The sequence below is a fragment of the Rhizobium sp. 'Codium 1' genome (genome assembly GCF_020889605.1).
Classification (GTDB): Bacteria; Pseudomonadota; Alphaproteobacteria; order Rhizobiales; family Rhizobiaceae; genus Allorhizobium; species Allorhizobium algae.
Genome location: NZ_JAJGPW010000001.1, coordinates 16,511 through 32,624 on the forward strand (window position 1 = coordinate 16,511; position 16,114 = coordinate 32,624).

Below are 16,114 nucleotides of genomic sequence, written 5' to 3' on the forward strand. Positions count from 1 at the left end.
GCGCGGCTTCCCCCGTGACCCGGCCCCGCTCCTCTATCCCTCAAAATGCTGGATCCGCATCGCCTCGCACATTCCATCGAAGCCGGGGAAGAGAGATGCTGCCGTGATCCCCATAAACCTGAGTTCTTTCAGCACGCTGTTGCGCTCGGAATAAGGAAGATCAAAGACCCTGAGGTAGTCATGAGATGTTTGCTTTCCCAGCTTTTGTAGGTACGCCTCTACGTCATCTACCGTAACTATCGCCGAAAGTGATTGCTGAGGCGCGGATCTCGGGTTCTCAAGTGCCAGTGGTTCCAACAAAGAGAAATGCGGTGGAGTGTAGACCAAAGAATTGTACTGCGGAAAATCCTTTCTCCACCTCCGCGCATCAAACATGAATATGCGTACGCGATCTTCTGAGGCAGACGTTTGGCGCGCATGTCGAAAAGCGAAGTAGGAAGCAACATAGGGGGAATGGGTCCAATCAAGCAGTGGCGTAGGATAACCATGATGCTGAAGCAAGTTCATGAATGCTGCATAGTGGTTATCATCGGTCAGATCGAAATACGTGCTTGTTGACGTAGATATTGCCCGGTGAAGCCTTGGAATATCGAAGTTTATGTACGTGAGTAGAGACTTGCGATTAGTCCTGTGGAATGAACTCCGCAGCCTCTTTTGGACAGGCTGACCCCGGAATATGTAACGGTCCACCTCCAGGCCCCCAACCAATTTCTTGAAGCTGTCCCAGGTCACTATCTCCGCGTCCGCGCTCAACTCGCTGGCGTCAGTGGATTGGCTTGCTGGCAGGATCACGCTTTCGGTCGTTTCTGGTCCATCATGGAGTTGGGCAAAGGCCTCGACAGTTAGGGTTCCGTTTTCCTCTTTCAGAGACAGCTCGATAGCTTGCGGCCAGCGTCGATCTGGATGGTGCCGTTTAAGTTCCTCGATAGGAATCACTGCGGCACGTCCATATTGGTGGAAGGTAAGGCCGACCTTCTGCCTGACGATTGGACCCTCGGTATCGCTGGAAAAATAGGCCACCGCCGCAATGCCGAGGTTGGGTGGATAGAGATAGATCTGGCCCTCATAACCTGTCCCACGTCTATCAATCTCGACAACGATTACCTCCCCATCGCCTGTCATGTCCTGCCATTGTCCCTGCATTGTATCCCCCACATTCATTTCATTCATGAAACCACTATCGAGTTGACCGCTCAACCTGGACCTGTTGCCTCTGTTGACAGATCCACCAGATATATCGCATTACGTTTCTGTCAACGTCCGTTGGCTTTCATGTAAGGACCGACCCGATGACTTCTCCGTTGTTTGTCTCCTACCTCCGCGTATCCACCAAGGAGCAAGGCCGCTCTGGTCTTGGCCTCGAAGCCCAGCGTGCAGCCGTCGCCGCTCACATGGCCAGAGAAGGCGGCGAGCTAGCCCGTGAGTTCATCGAAGTGGAGAGCGGCAAGCGGAGCGACAGGCCCCAGCTTGTGCAGTCCTTGACCTTGTGTCGGGCCTTGGGTGCTCGTCTGGTCGTGGCCAAGATAGACCGCCTAGCCCGTAACGTTCACTTCGTCTCCGGTCTTTTGGAAAGCGGCGTGGACTTCGTCGCGGCTGATATGCCCAGCGTGAACCGGATGACCATTCACATTCTCGCAGCGGTCGCCGAAGAAGAGGCCCGCGCGATCTCGAAGCGGACCAAAGATGCACTGACCGCAGCCAAGGCCCGTGGGCAGAAGCTCGGTGGAGTGAGGCAGCACAAGGCGACAGGCCAGACCGTCATGACACTGACTAGCGAGACCCGCAAGAAGGCAACAGAAGCGCGTAAAGCCAAGGCCAAGGCAGCGGCGGGGAGCCTCGTCCCATTGGTCGAAGAGATCCGGGCAGGACTTGGCGATGCGGCCTCTCTCGGGGCCATCGCCAGGCAGTTGACCGCGATGAAGGCCAAGACCCCTAGCGGGAAAGGCTCGGCTTGGACAGCAGTGCAGGTGCAACGGCTTTTGGCTTATCTGTAGATCGGGCGCCCGCGATAGTGGCCCGCTGCGGACTGCCCGGATTGACCGGCATTGTGTGGCGAGGAATACTGATGTTCTCAGCGGAAAGTTGCATCGCCCTGCTTGACAATTTGGTTCGACCTCATTTCTTTGGAACAATTCAAAGTTGAACGGGTGGGGCGGATGAGGCTGGTTTCGTTTTCTGTAGAGAATTATCGCAGCATCACTACCGCGCGCAAAATTCCCATCTCAAATTACTCTCTGCTGGTCGGCGCGAATAATGAGGGTAAATCCAACATCCTCCATGCGCTTAAGCTTGGTATGGACGCACTGATCAATTGGCACCTGAGCGTAGTCAGAACAGTAGATGGCAGGATAGTAGCCAGTCGAGCCAGAAGAATGACCAGTTACGATTGGAAAACTGACTATCCCGTCGGAAGGCAGCAGAAGCATCAAAATGAGAAGACGAAGATAACGCTAGAGTTTAGCCTAGACGCTGGAGAAATATTAGAGTTTAAGCAAGATATTAAGAGCAACCTAAATGGCACGCTCCCCATATTGCTCGAGTTTGGTCGCGACGACACGTACGATGTATCTGTTCAGAAGCCAGGAAAAGGAAAAGATACTTTAAATAGGAAGTCGACTAGGATAGCGGATTTCGTCTCCAGGCGAATAAGGTTCGAATACATTCCGGCGGTTCGGACGGCGAGCTCGGCCAGTCGTGTTATCAATACGCTACTCGACACAGAACTAAGGGCGCTTGATGACGACCCAATGCTACGGCAAGCACTAGATCAAATTGAAGCACTACAGAAGCCTGTGTTTGATGCCCTAGCCGAAACGATCCGGTCTACAATTGCTGGGTTCTTGCCAACGGTGAAAACCGTTAAGCTGCAAACGAGACGGGAAGCGCGACAAAGCGCCCTGAGGCGCGACATTGACATAATTCTGGATGACGGCAACGAGACGAAGCTTCAGCGAAAAGGAGATGGCGTTCAGAGCTTGGTTGCGTTGGCAATAATGAGGCACGCATCGGAGACTACCAGTGCTCACAAAAGCACGATAATCGCCATTGAGGAGCCCGAGGCGCATTTGCATCCAAGTGCAATTCACGAACTAAAGTCGGTGATTGAGGACCTCTCCGAAAGCAATCAGATCGTACTATCCAGCCACTCCCCAATATTTGTGAACGCAAACAACCTGACAAACACAGTAATAGTTAAGTCAAATCGGGCTAAGTGTGCTGAGCACGTTTCAGAAATTCGCGAAGCGTTGGGAGTAAGGTTTGCAGACAACCTTCACAATGCCAGCCTCGTGTTGCTTGTTGAGGGGACCGACGATGTGAAGGCGTTGAGCGCCATATTGTCTGCTCGAAGTGCCGCTGTCCGATCAGCGTTGGCGAATGGCTACATCACATTTGACCATTTGTCCGGCGCCAGTTCCCTCTCCCAAAAGGCATCGTTCTACAGCGCCGCTGCATGTCGGATCTTATCTTTCCTCGACGACGATGACGCAGCACGTAAGGCAGTTGAGAAGGCCCTGGCTGCAAAGTCAGTTAAGATATCCGAAGTTACCCTATGCGCAGTCCCACATTTAGAAGAAAGCGAGCTTGAGGACATTTACGACAAAAATGTCTACCAGAAAGCGTTCATCGAAGAGTTCGGAGTTGACCCAAAATCTAAGCCTAAAGGTAAGGGCAAGCTAAAGTGGTCCGCGTCGATGGAGAGAGTTTTCAAGGAAGCTGGCAAGCCCTGGTCTGATAATATCAAGCAGTCTTTGAAAAACTGGTTGGCCGACTATGCCGCAGACAATGCAATGTCGATTATCAAAGCTGAAATTGCTGGTCCTTTGGATGCTTTTGTCGCAAGTGTAGAAGCCCGCATTGAGCCTGGCGCCTGAATTTACGCTTCAGAAGACAGTGCATTTTGAACGCTTGAGCAAGTCTCAAGTCTGAAGGAGAACCGAACCGATGGAAGGGCGCCGCAGCGTGTTCAACCCGGTCATGTGGGCTTCAATATACTGCGCATTAGAGTGGGAGTTTCGCTTGAAGTCTATCCGGTTTATGTTTGCACTTCTTGGCGCATTTTCGGTTGCTAACCCTAGTTGGGCCCTTTCAATTTCAGTGGAGCAGATAGACGCATCGAATTCTTTTGTGTTGGTCTCTGGTGTTTTTGAAGCTGCTGCTGATTTGACGCCATTCATTCAGGCGGTTCAACGGGCGGGCGGCCGAGGCGTAACGGTCGTTTTCAATTCACCGGGCGGGAACCCGTCAAAGGCTATCGAGCTTGGACGGCTGATCCGGTCGCTCGGCCTTTCCACACTACAGCCCCGCTCTCTGGAATGTGTCTCGGCATGTGCTCTAGCTTTCATGGGAGGCGTCTCACGGGTCGCTGAGACCGGTTCGATAGGCGTGCACAAGTCGTCTTTCTCCGACGTATCCGGCATCTCGGTCGATGACGCCGTCTCGTACATTCAACAACAGACCGCCGAAACCATCGCTTACCTAACCGAGATGGGGATTGACCCCGGACTTTTGCAGCTGTCATTGCGATACGAGCGAGACGACATGAGATATCTGTCGAAAAGCGAGATGGCGCAGTACAGGGTCATTACGACTGAGCTAAGCGCTCCCCAAACGTCTATGTCGGTCGAGCCCCGAGCTCCGAGCGCGCCAAATCCGCCGCCGACGGCAGGTGCAGCGCTTCCAGACAACCGTTTAGCAGCGGATGATACTCGTTTTACAATCCCTCAGGCGACAAGCGGAGTGCTCAGGGTACCCAAAGGTAGAGAATTCCTACGAGCTGCCGAGGATCAATCTGCGGCAAAGTTAGTGGCGCTCAACAATGGTGAGCCCGTCGAGATCGTGGGTGTGGGTGAGCGCTGGTACCGTGTGAACGTTAAGGGCCGGACAGGCTACCTTCACCACAACTGGGTGCGGGTCGACCAGTTCCTTCAGAAGCCTTTCGGGGATCGCTTCATTCAAGTGAAGAGCTTTGACAACTTCGAGGAAGCGCAGAGCTACGTGAAAAGCTCGCAGCTACCGCTAGTGGCGTTTCTCGCGGCAAACAAATGGTATGCGATTGCCCTTGAAGACACTTTGCCTGTTGAGAAGGCCACCAAACTGCTTAAGGGGCTCAAAGAGCGATCGCTCGTACCGGACGACGCGTTCGTTACCGTTGGCAACACCTACGTGAATGAGGTCTGCTGTAAGAGGTGAGCGACAGATCAAGGGAGCTTTCCGCTCTTGGTCTGAGTGTTCTTTCTCCGCTGCACATACGGGGCGGGCATCCATGGTCATACTATTCTTACGGGTCCCATAAGTGCTCCTCTCTCTCCCTCTCTCTCCCCTCTCCCTAGGCCCCTGCTATAGGCCATCCTCAGGAGACTATAGGCCCTTACAGAAGACCATGAGAGGTAGGGATACTAATGCCTAATACCTTCAAAGCCGCATTGTCCATGGCCCTCTTGCCGACTTCTAACGAGCTGGCAGGGATGAGAATAGCGTCGTGGATCGGGAGGGCGACAACCCCGTCAACTCGCAGCATCTCAAGCGCCGTGATTAGCGTCTCGCTTTCCAGATACTGTATCTCTCCGATCCGACCAGCCTTGAACAGGTGAGCGATGCCTGTGTGATACTCTTCGATAAGCCGGACCGCATCTTTCGGCTTGATTCTGGACCTGACTATTGATCCGGCCACTCGATGTGCTCCTTCCGCGTCGTCTAAGCTAAGCTTCGCAGCGGCATCGTGGATCGATTGAGGCCACCTGACGGTTGACTGACCTTGCGGCTTTGAGAGCAATGCGTTGAACAGCATCTTCACGTCGGCCCGGTACCCTTCCAGTCCGGGGATTGCATAAAGATCACCAGAAGGAGGTCGCGACTGAGCGAGACGGTATGCAATATGAGCGTTCATCGAACTGAAGTCGATCTCGGCAAGGCGCTGGCCGTCAATCCTAATGCCAGCTCGGTCGGACTTCCTCATGTTCTGCCAGAAACCGCCGAAAAGACGCCCGCCGCTCTTGAACCAAAGGCTTTGGTCTTTGTCCTTCAGTGCGGCTGAGACGAAGAAGTATCTTCGGACAGAGGTGCTCTCGTGTCCCGTTGCAATGGTCGTCTGGTCGGGCGCCTTTTCTAGCGTGATTTTCGCAGTCTGAAGGTGAGCATTGATTGCCGCTACTTGCTGGCTCAATGCGGCTGCCTCGTCCGTTGGTCGAAACTCACGCCACTGCCGGACCTTTGCGCGAGTGCCCTTGAAGGCGCCGCTTGTCCACTCGGTTTCGCTTACCACAAGCAGGGGCTCGTCGGTGGCCCGCTCGTATGCAATCTCATCCGGCGGAAGGTATTCTACTAGCGCTGCAAACTTGGCGGTGGGGCGAATGCTCGGTGCTTGGCCGCGATGGCCATTAGTTGGAATTAGGCCATCTTGCCGGTCGATCAGACCGATCTCTTCCAACAGGCTCGCCAACGCGTTCCAGGGCTTACCGAAGGCCTTGCACTCGTAGACTGACGCCTCTGTCCGCCCGTTATGATACGCCACTGCAAGCCATCCACCTGCTCTTGGTGGATCGATAGTCGCCTTCACTAGGTTAGCGACGACGCAGCGAACCAACCGGTCAAAGTTTCGCTGATCCATGGGCCTACGTGTCCGCTTGCGGATCTCTACCTGTTCAATATTCGCAAGCATCTCGCTGGCAAACGTGTCCAGTCCGCTGCCCGATTTAGGAACCAGCCACTCATCCAGAAGCTCTAGATCAGGATAGGTCTCAGCGGGCGGTTGACGAACGAGAAGGTGAGCTTTGCTAGATGGGGGCATTTCACTTCAACCTTGATAGACTGCCATCATCATTGAGGACGTAGCGGCGCGGCGCCCCTCCATCCGGGTCAGATGCGAATAGCGGCAGCGGCGCAGCAACCTGAGGCGGTTTGACGTCCTCTGCTAGGCGGGGCTTTTGCTTCACACGGACGCTTTGAGGATATGGAGCCACGGGTTTTCCGGAGTGCGCCGAGATGAAGGCCGCCACATGCCCTCTCAGCGCGCCCCATTCGCTCTCAGACAGCGACTGAGCTGCCTCCGCAGCGCTCTGCCCTAGAACCCTCAAGACGCGCCCCTCGCTGCTCACAAACGATCTGAGCACGATTGGCTGTCCTCCTTCTCTACGAGGTGGCCAGCGTCGTACCGATCCCCCCGCCAGTCGAATCAGCAGCTTGGCCGTTTGAACGTCTCGATACTCTGCTCCGCTGGGTGCGCGCCCTGCTGAGTGGTCGTGGGCAACTCGGAGCCAGACCGCTAGGATTGCTGCGGCAATGATCTTCGGATCGGTGTTCAACTCCGCAAAACGACCCCAAATCGCCGCAGCCTTCACCTCAGCATTCTGACGGACGACTTGCCGGATCGGCTGTTGGGTACCTCGTGCGATCAATCCGCTGACAAAGCCAGTAGTCAAACGGGCGCCGAGCGACCCTTCGTTCTCGGACAACCAGTCCCACGCTGCACGCCTGTGGGCATTTAGATCGGATGCCTTATAGGTGCCGAGCCATGCGCAGCCATGCCGCCGAACCCTCTCTAGATGCGAACGACAGAGACGACCGAGAGCTTCTCCTCTCAACTCAGCGACAGACGCACCGCAGCCAGGAACAGAACATTTAGTAAGATGCAAATGAGAGTTCATCAAACGACTTCTAGAGTATGGGCAGCGCAGAAATTGAGCCGAAGTAAATTAGGGGCGGAATGCGCAACGAGACTTCACAACATCGAAACCCTGGTATCCCTTAATCAGCATAGCCGAGGCGACTTCATCAACGGTACGCGGGTTGTTCGGACCGATAATCACCGATTGGATGGCCCGCGATGCATCCCAGACCCCGCCACGCCGTCGCCCGAAAGGTTTAGAGAAGTAGGGAACCTGCACTCCGTCCCGCTCCCTCAAGAGGGGGTCGGCTGGATATAAGAACGTCCCATCACCAAACATTCCGACAGGGAAGCTTGGCCCTCCTTCGAAGTCGCTCGGCTTCGCCATGCTAGCAAAGATCAGCCGCACCTCGTTCTCATGCCGCCAGCTATCCTCCTTCACCGCCGTTATTCTACACAACAGATTTGTTACAGGGTCGACCTGTTTCAGAAAATCGTCAGGATGCCCCACCAACGGCGCCGCAATCGATTTAATCTCGTCATGAATCGAGTTGAAACGATCAGGATCTTCGTAGGTGACCTTCTGCACCCTTAGGGTCATACGGTTGAAAGCAGTCGGCCTGAAAGAGATGCAGTATCCGCGTCCACGGTCTGTGTACTCCTGCCACATTGGTAGCCTGTCGCCTTGCAATGAAAGACTGAAGGAATACATGCCAAAACGAGGCCGAAGCCGTTGTAATGCGGCTGAGATCTGCTCGTAGGCAACACGCCATTCGGGTCTGTTGGATTCGTTCTCGATTAATTCCGCCAAGGCCCGATCAGCTATCTCGGCTAGCTGAAGCTCTTTCGGATCGTTGGCGTGCTGGAGGTCGCTGAGCCAGATCTCGCCGCGATCGGTTATTCCCTCGAAACCGCCAGAACCACAGTAATGATAAAGCGGTGTGGTTGGGCGAAATTCCAGAAATGCCATTTTGTAGACGATGCCCCCGCCCGATTAAGGCTTACGCTATAACTTCAGTTATACCGCAGCTATTGCGGGCGACGAGCCGCCACCAACACCAAATCTGACGTTTCCACGAAAAACAAGCCATCGGCTTACCTCGGCTAGAATCAGCAAATGGGGTAGCCAAAGGAAGTGGAGGGGCAGAAAGGTGGGGGCAGAGATGGGGGCATTAAGCAAGCCCTCCCCTCAGAGAGCACGGATAAGCGTCTGTAAAAAAACAACAATTCAAAGCATCAGAATTCACGAATGAACTGTGGCTGGGGCGCCAGGATTCGAACCTGGGAATGCCGGTACCAAAAACCGGTGCCTTACCGCTTGGCGACGCCCCAACAGAATGCGGGAAGCAAAAGGCTGCGCCGCAAATCGCCGCCTGATTAGCAAAGCGCAGGCGGGGCGGCAACACCTGTTGTCGGGGGAGCTGAAAAGTTTTTGACGGAACGATGCGGACGCGTCTCCGTTTCCTTCACATCCCCAAGGCAACGAGACACGAAAGGACATCCGCATGCCTTCCATCACTTCCGCCCGCATCCTCATTCTCGCCACCCATGGCTACGAGCGTTCCGAGCTGCGCGTGCCCCTGGAACAGCTGACGGCCAAGGGCGCCACGGTGAAGATCGCCTCGCTCGAAAAGGCCCCGATCAAGAGCTGGGACGAGAAGAACTGGGGCGATACCGTCGATGTGGATCTGACGCTCGAAGACGTTGATATCGACGATTTCGATGCGCTGGTCATTCCCGGCGGTCAGATCAATCCCGACCTTCTGCGCAAGGAGCGCAAGGCGGTCGACCTGGTCAAGACCTTCCTGCATTCCGGCAAGACGATCGCCGCGGTCTGTCACGGTCCGTGGCTCCTGATCGAAGCCGGCGCCATCAAGGGCCGCAAGGCGACCTCTTTCGTTTCCATCAAGACCGACATGATCAATGCGGGCGCCGCCTGGCGCGACGAGGCTGTCGTCACCGACCAGGGTATCATCACCTCGCGCAATCCCGGTGATCTCGATGCCTTCGTGGCGAAGATCGTCGAAGAGGTCGAGGAAGGCCGGCACGAGCGTCGCGCGGCCTGATCGATCGGCTCGCATCTGAAATCAATCTGAACATGCCCGGCGGGTGACCGCCGGGCATGTTCCTGTCTGCGTCCTGCGAAGGCCTGTCCACGATCAACACGTTACAAGGGAATGCAAGTAGCGTGGCAAAGGCGCCGGCCGGTGAGTGGTTCCCTCGCAGGTGAGCGAGCAGGGCTGCGGTGACAAACGCGGCGCGCTGTGGAATAGGCATGATCACGCGTCTTGCAGCGCAAGGTCAGGTCACGGACATGAAGAAGCAGAAGCAGCCACACAGGAAGACGGGGCGCAACACAGCCGGCAAGGGACGTCCTGCGAAATCCGGGCCCGGCAATCCGGCGTCCAGCTCTCCCGCTCTTTCGGCGGAGGCTTCGCCTGCCCTTGCCGCCATGAACGGGAAGGTCCCGGGCCCGGGTGAGCTCTTTCGAGCCGGTGTTCGGACACGAGCCTTCAAGGTGGCGTTTCTCTTCTTTCTTCTTGGCGTGGCGACCGTCGCGGCGTCGCTCGTCATTCCGCACGAATTCGCCTTCTTCGAGCTTGGCTATCTCTTCACGCTGTCGATCTACGACCTCGTGCTCGCCATGCTCGGACTGTCCGTCGCCATCGGCATGGCCGGGCGTCGGAGCGAGGTGCTGTCGATTGCGCTCGCCTTCGTCGGCGCCGTCACACCCATGCTTCTCTTCTTCGATCCGATCTTCCATACGATCCTGCAAAGCCCGCTCGGCCACGAGCTTTTCCTGATCGCGCCTGTTGCCGTGATGTTGTCCGGCCTGACGCTCTGGCTTCCGGCCGGCATGCGCCGCTTTGCGGCGCCTTTGGCCGGTGCCGTCGTCGGCTTTTCGCTGTCGCTCTTCATCGGGCTCGACGACTTCGGCATCGGCATCAAGGAATTCGCCTCATCCGCCGTGCTTGGCGCGCTCTGGATCCTCATGGTTCCCGGCCTGATGCTGCGGCCGTTCCGCGGCGCCTGGCTCACCATTCCGGCCCGCATCATCGGCTCCTGGCTGATGGTGATCGCCGTCATCGTCACCGTCTCGCTCTATGTGCCGTTCAGCCCCGATGCGCCGCCGCTTCCCGACCCGAACCTGCCGGAGGACGGCATCACCCTCGACGTCCCCGCACTGTTGCCGCTCGATCCGGCGATCGAGGAAGGGCTGATGGACCTGCCCGCTGGTTTCGACGGCGCACCGCCAGACGGCGGCGAACCGGTGCCGGACATGGATGACAATCCGCTTCTTGGAGGCGGGCGCAACCGTGCACCCTGACAATCGCAAAGCTTTGCTTATCGACGCCCTGCGCATGAGCCGTTACAACCGTGGACGAAACGCCTCCTGATTCCGGTAGATCCGCATGCATGTCCGCTATGACCGTCCGGTGTCCCGGTCCGCCTTTCTCGCGCGGCGCATGGCGCTGTTTTCGCTGGGCATGCTGGTGGTCGTGGTGCTGGCCCATCGCTTCGGGCCACTCGCGACGCCAGATTTCGTCCTGCTGGTGCTGGCATGTGCCCTGCCGGCGGCGCTTTCGGTGCCGCTGGCGCTTCTGGGGCTGGCGCGGCTTTGGCAGATCGGGGCCCTGGGTGGGGTCGCTGCCGTCTGGGCGTTGATCTATGCTGCCCTGCCGCTCGCGCTGCCGGGTTACGGCTATTATCTCTACGTCACCAAGCCGCAGCTCACCGAGGTGGCGACCGATCTTCTGGACCGACCTGCCTGGGTCTCCGTGCCGGCGGCGGAGCAGCATCTTCTGCCGCGCCCCGCCCTGCCCGAGAATGCCGATGCAGCGCAGCTCGCCGCCTATCCCGGGCTCAATGGTCGCCGCTATGAAGGGGCGATCGACCGCGTTTACGACGCGGTGCGCAAGGTGGCGGCGGCGAACCGGCTGGTGGTGACGGCGAGCCGCGGGGAGGAATACGGCCTGCCGGCGCTGGAGCTTCGGCCGACGACGGGGACGGGGATCGAGGGAGACACGCCCGGTTCCTCCGAAGAGGCTTTGCCGGAAAGCGGTCCGCTGCCCACCGCCCGGCCAGAGCCCAGCCTATTGGTGCCGTTCGACGACGGCGAACCGGAAGGTACGGCACGACTTCAGTTTTCGACCCGTACGCTGGTCTTCGGCCTTCCCTTCGATGCGGTGGTGCGGCTGCGTGAAGAGGCCGAGATGACGCTGGTCGACATGCGCGTGGCCGCCCGTTACGGCCAGCACGATCTCGGCATCAGCGACCGCATCGCCGAGGATTTCCTGCATGCGCTGGATGCAGAGCTTCTGGGCATTGCCGGGAACTGAGGGACCTCTGGTGCCCGTTCCCTTTTGGCCGCGTGCAGAGGACTGGCCTTGGGCCTATTTCCCTCAGCCCGGGCGATACTCCCCTGAAAGCTTCGGCGGACCATCCGTTACGATCAGCCCCTTCTCCACGAGATCCTCCAGATGGGCGAGCACGGACAAGGCTGCTGCCCCATGCAGGCGGGGATCCGTCGAGGCATAGATGACGCTCACCATGTCGGCGATGCGCCGGTCTCCCTTGATGATGCGCTCCAGTACCGCGCGTTCGCGCATGCGCCTGTGGGTGCGGAGTGCCCGGACGAAAGACTGGGGGGCGGTGACCGCTCCGCCATGGCCGGGCAGATAGAGGCGATCATCGCGCTCCAGCAGCCGGTCGAGCGAGGCCATGTAGTCGCTCATCGCGCCATCGGGCGGGGCGACAATCGAGGTGGCCCAGGCCATGACATGGTCGGCGGAAAAGAGAATGCCGGTCTCTTCGAGGGCAAAGGCTGCGTGGTTGGCCGTATGGCCGGGCGTGTGGACCGCGGTCAGGCGCCAGCCATTGCCATCGACCGTCTGCCCGTCGGCGAGTGCGATGTCGGGGACGAAATCGGTGTCGGCGCTTTCGGCAAAGGGGTTCTGTTCGCCTTCGAACAGCGGCCGCGAGGGACGATGCGGGCCTTCGGCCACGATTACGGCACCGGTCTTTTGCTTGAGGCGGCGGGCCAGCGGGGAATGATCGCGATGGGTGTGGCTGACGGCGATGTGGGTCACTTCGCGACCTTCAAGCGCTGCCATCAGGGCTTCGAAATGCGCGTCATTGTCCGGGCCGGGATCAATGACGCAGACAGAATTGCGGCCAACGATATAGGTGTTGGTGCCGTGAAAGGTAAACGGGCTCGCATTGGGTGCGGTGACGCGCTGAACGCCCTCGGCCACCGGCACTGCCATCCCGTGCAGCGCCTCGAACTCGGTCACGAACTGCGGCACCGCCTGCTCGTCTGTCTCGCTCATTTGTACTCGATCTCGATGAAACTCATCGGCTGGTCGCCGCCATTGATCACATTGTGTTCGACGCCGGCATCGCGGCGATAGGCCTCGCCGGCTCTGGCTGTGACGCGGCGCTCACCGGAGGCATCCTCGATCAGGAAATGGCAATCGGTCAGCGGCACGACGACATAGCCCAGGCCATGAGTGTGATGGCCGGTCGCAGCACCCGGCTCGAAATCCCACCGGATGATGCGGGTGACGGCATCGTCGAGAACGCTTGTCGGGATGGCGGGCGGGCGGGCGGAATAGCCGGGCATCTTGGATCTCCGGGTGGTTTGCAGGAGTGCGGCCGCAGACGGGCACCGCGCCGGCATTGCGACCCTAGCTTTCGCCCCGTCACACGACAACAACGGAAATGCGAAGGCAAGGATGCGATCGTTGCCCTTGCGCTTTCCGGCAGGCGCTGATTGCGGGGTGATGCTGACAGGCGCCAGGGGACGGCGCTGCCGCTCGCCCCTGCCCGTCTGTGGCGCCTGCTTGACCCGGCGGCAAAGGCGTCCCCAGCCCTCGAGCTGACGCCGCGAGATGGACGTCCGTCTCAGCGCTTGCGGTGTCCGTTCGGCAGGTTCTCCTTCAAAAAGTCCGCAAAGACCCTGACCTTGCTCGGCAAATAGGCCCTGCTGGGATAGACCAGCCAAGCCGCCGTTTCAAATGTGGTGGCGGTCACCCTGTGCCGGGGGAAGACGTCAACGAGTTGGCCCATCGCAATCGCGTCGTCGACAAGCCAGTGTGGCAGCAATGCCGGGCCCAATCCCAGGAGGGCGGCGGCAAGCAGCGAGCCGGCCGGTGAAAGCGTGATGTCGCCGGCGATCGGCACGCTTTCGTCTCGCCCCTCCTCATCCCGGAACAACCAGGTCGTGCGGTAGGCCCGGAGAGTGAACAGCAGTGCTCGGTGTTGCTGCAAGTCAGTTGGCACCTTCAAAGGCGGATGCGCGCCCAGATAGGTCGGGCTCGCGACGACGCGATAATATGTGTCCATCAGCTTGGCCGCGATCAGATCCCCCTCCACGACAGGTCCAAGGCGTATCGCGACATCCATGCGCTCGCTGACGAGATTTACATTCTCATCGGTGAATAGGAATTCGATGCTGATATCGGGAAAGCGCGCCCGAAAAGCAGGCAGCAGCGGCAGGATGCGCATCTGCCCAAAGGTCACGGACGCGGTAACCCGCAAGAGGCCGTGGGGCGCACCGGAAATCTGGCTGGCCGCTTCCCGCGCATGACCGAGTTCCTCGATCAACGGTTCGAGACGGCCAAGATAGAGATCGCCAGCCTCGGTCAACGCCATGGAACGGGTGGTGCGTTGGAACAACCGGAGCCCCAGTTCCGCCTCAAGCTCGCTGATTGCCCGCGAGATCGAGGACGGATCGACATCACGTTCTCTGGCCACCGCTGCAAACGAGCCTCGCCGGGCGACCGCCACAAATAGTTCAAGGGTCTTGATGTCCATTGATGCACAATTCGCATGAATTTCGTGAATACCAATAGGTTTATCCGGAAACCGCCAATCAATAAACCAAGCGGGCGGACTTGCCGCAAACGATCTTTCAAAGGATACCCGCGATGGCCACCTTTACCTCCTATGACATCGACACCGCACCAGAGGCTTCGCGCGACAGGCTTGCCGACGTTCAGAAGTCCTGGGGCTTCGTGCCCAAGCTGCACGGCAACCTCGCCGAAAGCGCACTTGCCCTCGAGGCCTATGACACGCTCTTCGGCATGGTTGCATCAAAGGCAACGATGACCCCTGTCGAGGTGCAGGTCGCATATCAGGCGATCAACGTCTTCCACGAATGCGAATATTGCACGGCCGGCCACACCTACCTTTCCCGCATGGTGAAGATGGACGAGACCGCCATCGCCGCGCTCCGCGATGGCAAGCCACTCGCCGATGCGCGCCTGCAGGCCCTCCGTCTTTTCGCCGAAGCGGTGGTTCGCGACCGTGGTCGTGTCAGCGACCGCGCTGTCGACGACTTCCTTGAAGCGGGGTTTACAAGGGCGAACGTGCTGGAGGTTGTGACGATTGCGGCCACCAAGACGATTTCCAACTACACCAACCACATCACGAAGACCGAGAAAGAAGCTTTCATGGCCGACCCGGCTCTCGCATGGGTTTCGCCCTCCAACCGCACACGGGCTGCCTGAACACCTCTAGGAAGCGCGCCTACGCGCGCTTCCAATTTCATCGAGAAGCGGGATCGGATATGTCGAATATAGCTCTGCTTGGATTGGGTGCCATGGGTTCGCGAATGGCCATCCATCTCATCAACACAGGTCACAGTGTCACCGTCTGGAATCGCGACGGCACGAAAACAGCCGCCCTTCGCGACCAGGGTGCGCATGGGGCGGCAACGCCTGGGGACGCGGCGCTTCACGCAGACTTCGTGATTTCGGTGCTGACCGATGACGCGGCCACCCGTGCGGTTTGGACCGACCCGGACATCGGCGCGCTGAATGGCTTGAAAGCAGGCGCGACAGCCATCGAGTGTTCCACCACCACGCCCGCCTGGGCGCGCGAACTGGGCCGCCTGGTCGAAGCAAAGGATGCCCGATTTCTCGACGCGCCCATGTCTGGCTCACGCCCACAAGCCGAAGCTGGCCAGTTGGTCTTCATGGTCGGCGGCGTACAGGCCTGTTTTGAGATCGCCAGACCCATTCTTGAGTGCATGGCCGCCAAGGTCATGCATGTGGGTCCGCACGGCAGTGGTGCGGTGCTGAAGCTTTCGATCAACGCGCTCTTTGCCGCGCAGTTGGCCAGTCTCGCCGAAGTGTTGGGGGTTCTGTCGCGCCATGGCTTCGAGGCAAGGCATGCTGCAGACCTGATTGGCCAGTTCCCGATCATTGCTCCGCCAATCGCGGGGGCGGCGAAAATGATGGCAGTGGGCGACATCGACCCGCTTTTCACCATTGACCTCATGGCGAAGGACCTCGCCTACATGATCGAGACGGCCACCGTTTCGCATGCGACGGTTCCGAGCGCAGAATTGGCATTGGCCGCCTGTCGAATGGCGCAGGCGCGCAGCCTTGGCCAGGCAAATGTCACGGCATTGGCCGCCCTCTACAAGTGAGCGGGGTCCAGCAGCCGTTTGGCCATGGCGTCTGACGCTGCTGAAGGGCTTCCAAGGCCGGGGTCGGTAGCCAGCCC

The 16,114-nt window shown here is 58.5% G+C and carries 14 protein-coding genes and 1 tRNA gene; 8 read left to right on the top strand and 7 right to left on the bottom strand.

Annotated features, from left to right (window positions below):
• Positions 1-33: 33 nt before the first annotated feature.
• A complete protein-coding gene (locus tag LJE98_RS00085; protein ID WP_229572703.1) occupies positions 34-1,170 on the bottom strand; it encodes an FRG domain-containing protein in 1,137 nt (378 codons plus the stop codon).
• Positions 1,171-1,289: 119 nt separating this feature from the next.
• Here LJE98_RS00085 and LJE98_RS00090 point away from each other — a divergent pair, with 119 nt between their 5' ends.
• The 3 genes from LJE98_RS00090 (at position 1,290) to LJE98_RS00100 (ending at position 5,190) form a co-directional block, all read left to right on the top strand.
• Positions 1,290-1,994: a recombinase family protein gene (locus LJE98_RS00090; RefSeq protein WP_229572704.1), complete on the top strand. Its 705-nt coding sequence runs from the start codon at positions 1,290-1,292 to the stop codon at positions 1,992-1,994.
• Positions 1,995-2,156: 162 nt separating this feature from the next.
• The gene (locus tag LJE98_RS00095) at positions 2,157-3,872 is read left to right on the top strand and encodes an ATP-dependent nuclease (RefSeq protein ID WP_229572705.1); all 1,716 of its coding nucleotides are present in this window, start codon (positions 2,157-2,159) and stop codon (positions 3,870-3,872) included.
• A gap of 70 nt (positions 3,873-3,942) precedes the next feature.
• Positions 3,943-5,190: an SH3 domain-containing protein gene (locus tag LJE98_RS00100; protein WP_229572706.1), complete on the top strand. Its 1,248-nt coding sequence runs from the start codon at positions 3,943-3,945 to the stop codon at positions 5,188-5,190.
• Positions 5,191-5,368: 178 nt separating this feature from the next.
• Here LJE98_RS00100 and LJE98_RS00105 read toward each other — a convergent pair whose 3' ends face one another.
• The 3 genes from LJE98_RS00105 to LJE98_RS00115 form a co-directional block, all read right to left on the bottom strand.
• On the bottom strand, positions 5,369-6,787 hold the full coding sequence (locus tag LJE98_RS00105) for a hypothetical protein (protein ID WP_229572707.1): 1,419 nt from the start codon (positions 6,785-6,787) through the stop codon (positions 5,369-5,371).
• 904 nt (positions 6,788-7,691) lie between these two features.
• Positions 7,692-8,573, bottom strand: a complete 882-nt coding sequence (locus LJE98_RS00110; protein WP_229572708.1) for a DUF2971 domain-containing protein — start codon at positions 8,571-8,573, stop codon at positions 7,692-7,694.
• A 287-nt stretch (positions 8,574-8,860) separates the two neighbouring features.
• A tRNA-Gln gene (locus LJE98_RS00115) sits at positions 8,861-8,935 on the bottom strand.
• A gap of 173 nt (positions 8,936-9,108) precedes the next feature.
• On the opposite strand from LJE98_RS00115, the gene LJE98_RS00120 reads away from it, so the two are divergent.
• The 3 genes from LJE98_RS00120 to LJE98_RS00130 all read left to right on the top strand — a co-directional run bounded on the left by LJE98_RS00120 (position 9,109) and on the right by LJE98_RS00130 (position 11,943).
• On the top strand, positions 9,109-9,669 hold the full coding sequence (locus LJE98_RS00120) for a type 1 glutamine amidotransferase domain-containing protein (protein WP_229572709.1): 561 nt from the start codon (positions 9,109-9,111) through the stop codon (positions 9,667-9,669).
• A 209-nt stretch (positions 9,670-9,878) separates the two neighbouring features.
• Complete coding sequence (locus LJE98_RS00125) at positions 9,879-10,931, top strand: hypothetical protein (protein WP_229572710.1); 1,053 nt, start codon at positions 9,879-9,881, stop codon at positions 10,929-10,931.
• Between the two features lie 85 nt (positions 10,932-11,016).
• Positions 11,017-11,943, top strand: a complete 927-nt coding sequence (locus LJE98_RS00130) for a DUF1499 domain-containing protein (RefSeq protein WP_229572711.1) — start codon at positions 11,017-11,019, stop codon at positions 11,941-11,943.
• A 63-nt stretch (positions 11,944-12,006) separates the two neighbouring features.
• Here LJE98_RS00130 and LJE98_RS00135 read toward each other — a convergent pair whose 3' ends face one another.
• The 3 genes from LJE98_RS00135 to LJE98_RS00145 all read right to left on the bottom strand — a co-directional run bounded on the left by LJE98_RS00135 (position 12,007) and on the right by LJE98_RS00145 (position 14,419).
• The gene (locus LJE98_RS00135; RefSeq protein ID WP_229572712.1) at positions 12,007-12,933 is read right to left on the bottom strand and encodes an MBL fold metallo-hydrolase; all 927 of its coding nucleotides are present in this window, start codon (positions 12,931-12,933) and stop codon (positions 12,007-12,009) included.
• Positions 12,930-13,226, bottom strand: a complete 297-nt coding sequence (locus LJE98_RS00140) for a cupin domain-containing protein (protein WP_229572713.1) — start codon at positions 13,224-13,226, stop codon at positions 12,930-12,932. Before LJE98_RS00140 ends, LJE98_RS00135 begins: the two co-directional genes overlap by 4 nt.
• 281 nt (positions 13,227-13,507) lie before the next feature.
• Entirely contained in the window at positions 13,508-14,419 is a 912-nt protein-coding gene (locus LJE98_RS00145; RefSeq protein ID WP_229572714.1) for a LysR family transcriptional regulator, read from the bottom strand.
• A 113-nt stretch (positions 14,420-14,532) separates the two neighbouring features.
• On the opposite strand from LJE98_RS00145, the gene LJE98_RS00150 reads away from it, so the two are divergent.
• Together LJE98_RS00150 and LJE98_RS00155 are read left to right on the top strand one after the other, a co-directional pair.
• Positions 14,533-15,114: a carboxymuconolactone decarboxylase family protein gene (locus LJE98_RS00150; RefSeq protein ID WP_229572715.1), complete on the top strand. Its 582-nt coding sequence runs from the start codon at positions 14,533-14,535 to the stop codon at positions 15,112-15,114.
• Positions 15,078-16,037: an NAD(P)-dependent oxidoreductase gene (locus LJE98_RS00155; RefSeq protein WP_229572716.1), complete on the top strand. Its 960-nt coding sequence runs from the start codon at positions 15,078-15,080 to the stop codon at positions 16,035-16,037. Before LJE98_RS00150 ends, LJE98_RS00155 begins: the two co-directional genes overlap by 37 nt.
• Positions 16,038-16,114: the final 77 nt, after the last annotated feature.

Bases quoted from the DNA above. Each gene is read 5' to 3' on its own strand.
- LJE98_RS00085 (WP_229572703.1), bottom strand. From the start codon at position 1,170: ATGAATGAAATGAATGTGGGGGATACAATGCAGGGACAATGGCAGGAC.
- LJE98_RS00090 (WP_229572704.1), top strand. From the start codon at position 1,290: ATGACTTCTCCGTTGTTTGTCTCCTACCTCCGCGTATCCACCAAGGAG.
- LJE98_RS00095 (WP_229572705.1), top strand. From the start codon at position 2,157: ATGAGGCTGGTTTCGTTTTCTGTAGAGAATTATCGCAGCATCACTACC.
- LJE98_RS00100 (WP_229572706.1), top strand. From the start codon at position 3,943: ATGGAAGGGCGCCGCAGCGTGTTCAACCCGGTCATGTGGGCTTCAATA.
- LJE98_RS00105 (WP_229572707.1), bottom strand. From the start codon at position 6,787: ATGCCCCCATCTAGCAAAGCTCACCTTCTCGTTCGTCAACCGCCCGCT.
- LJE98_RS00110 (WP_229572708.1), bottom strand. From the start codon at position 8,573: ATGGCATTTCTGGAATTTCGCCCAACCACACCGCTTTATCATTACTGT.
- LJE98_RS00120 (WP_229572709.1), top strand. From the start codon at position 9,109: ATGCCTTCCATCACTTCCGCCCGCATCCTCATTCTCGCCACCCATGGC.
- LJE98_RS00125 (WP_229572710.1), top strand. From the start codon at position 9,879: ATGATCACGCGTCTTGCAGCGCAAGGTCAGGTCACGGACATGAAGAAG.
- LJE98_RS00130 (WP_229572711.1), top strand. From the start codon at position 11,017: ATGCATGTCCGCTATGACCGTCCGGTGTCCCGGTCCGCCTTTCTCGCG.
- LJE98_RS00135 (WP_229572712.1), bottom strand. From the start codon at position 12,933: ATGAGCGAGACAGACGAGCAGGCGGTGCCGCAGTTCGTGACCGAGTTC.
- LJE98_RS00140 (WP_229572713.1), bottom strand. From the start codon at position 13,226: ATGCCCGGCTATTCCGCCCGCCCGCCCGCCATCCCGACAAGCGTTCTC.
- LJE98_RS00145 (WP_229572714.1), bottom strand. From the start codon at position 14,419: ATGGACATCAAGACCCTTGAACTATTTGTGGCGGTCGCCCGGCGAGGC.
- LJE98_RS00150 (WP_229572715.1), top strand. From the start codon at position 14,533: ATGGCCACCTTTACCTCCTATGACATCGACACCGCACCAGAGGCTTCG.
- LJE98_RS00155 (WP_229572716.1), top strand. From the start codon at position 15,078: ATGGGTTTCGCCCTCCAACCGCACACGGGCTGCCTGAACACCTCTAGG.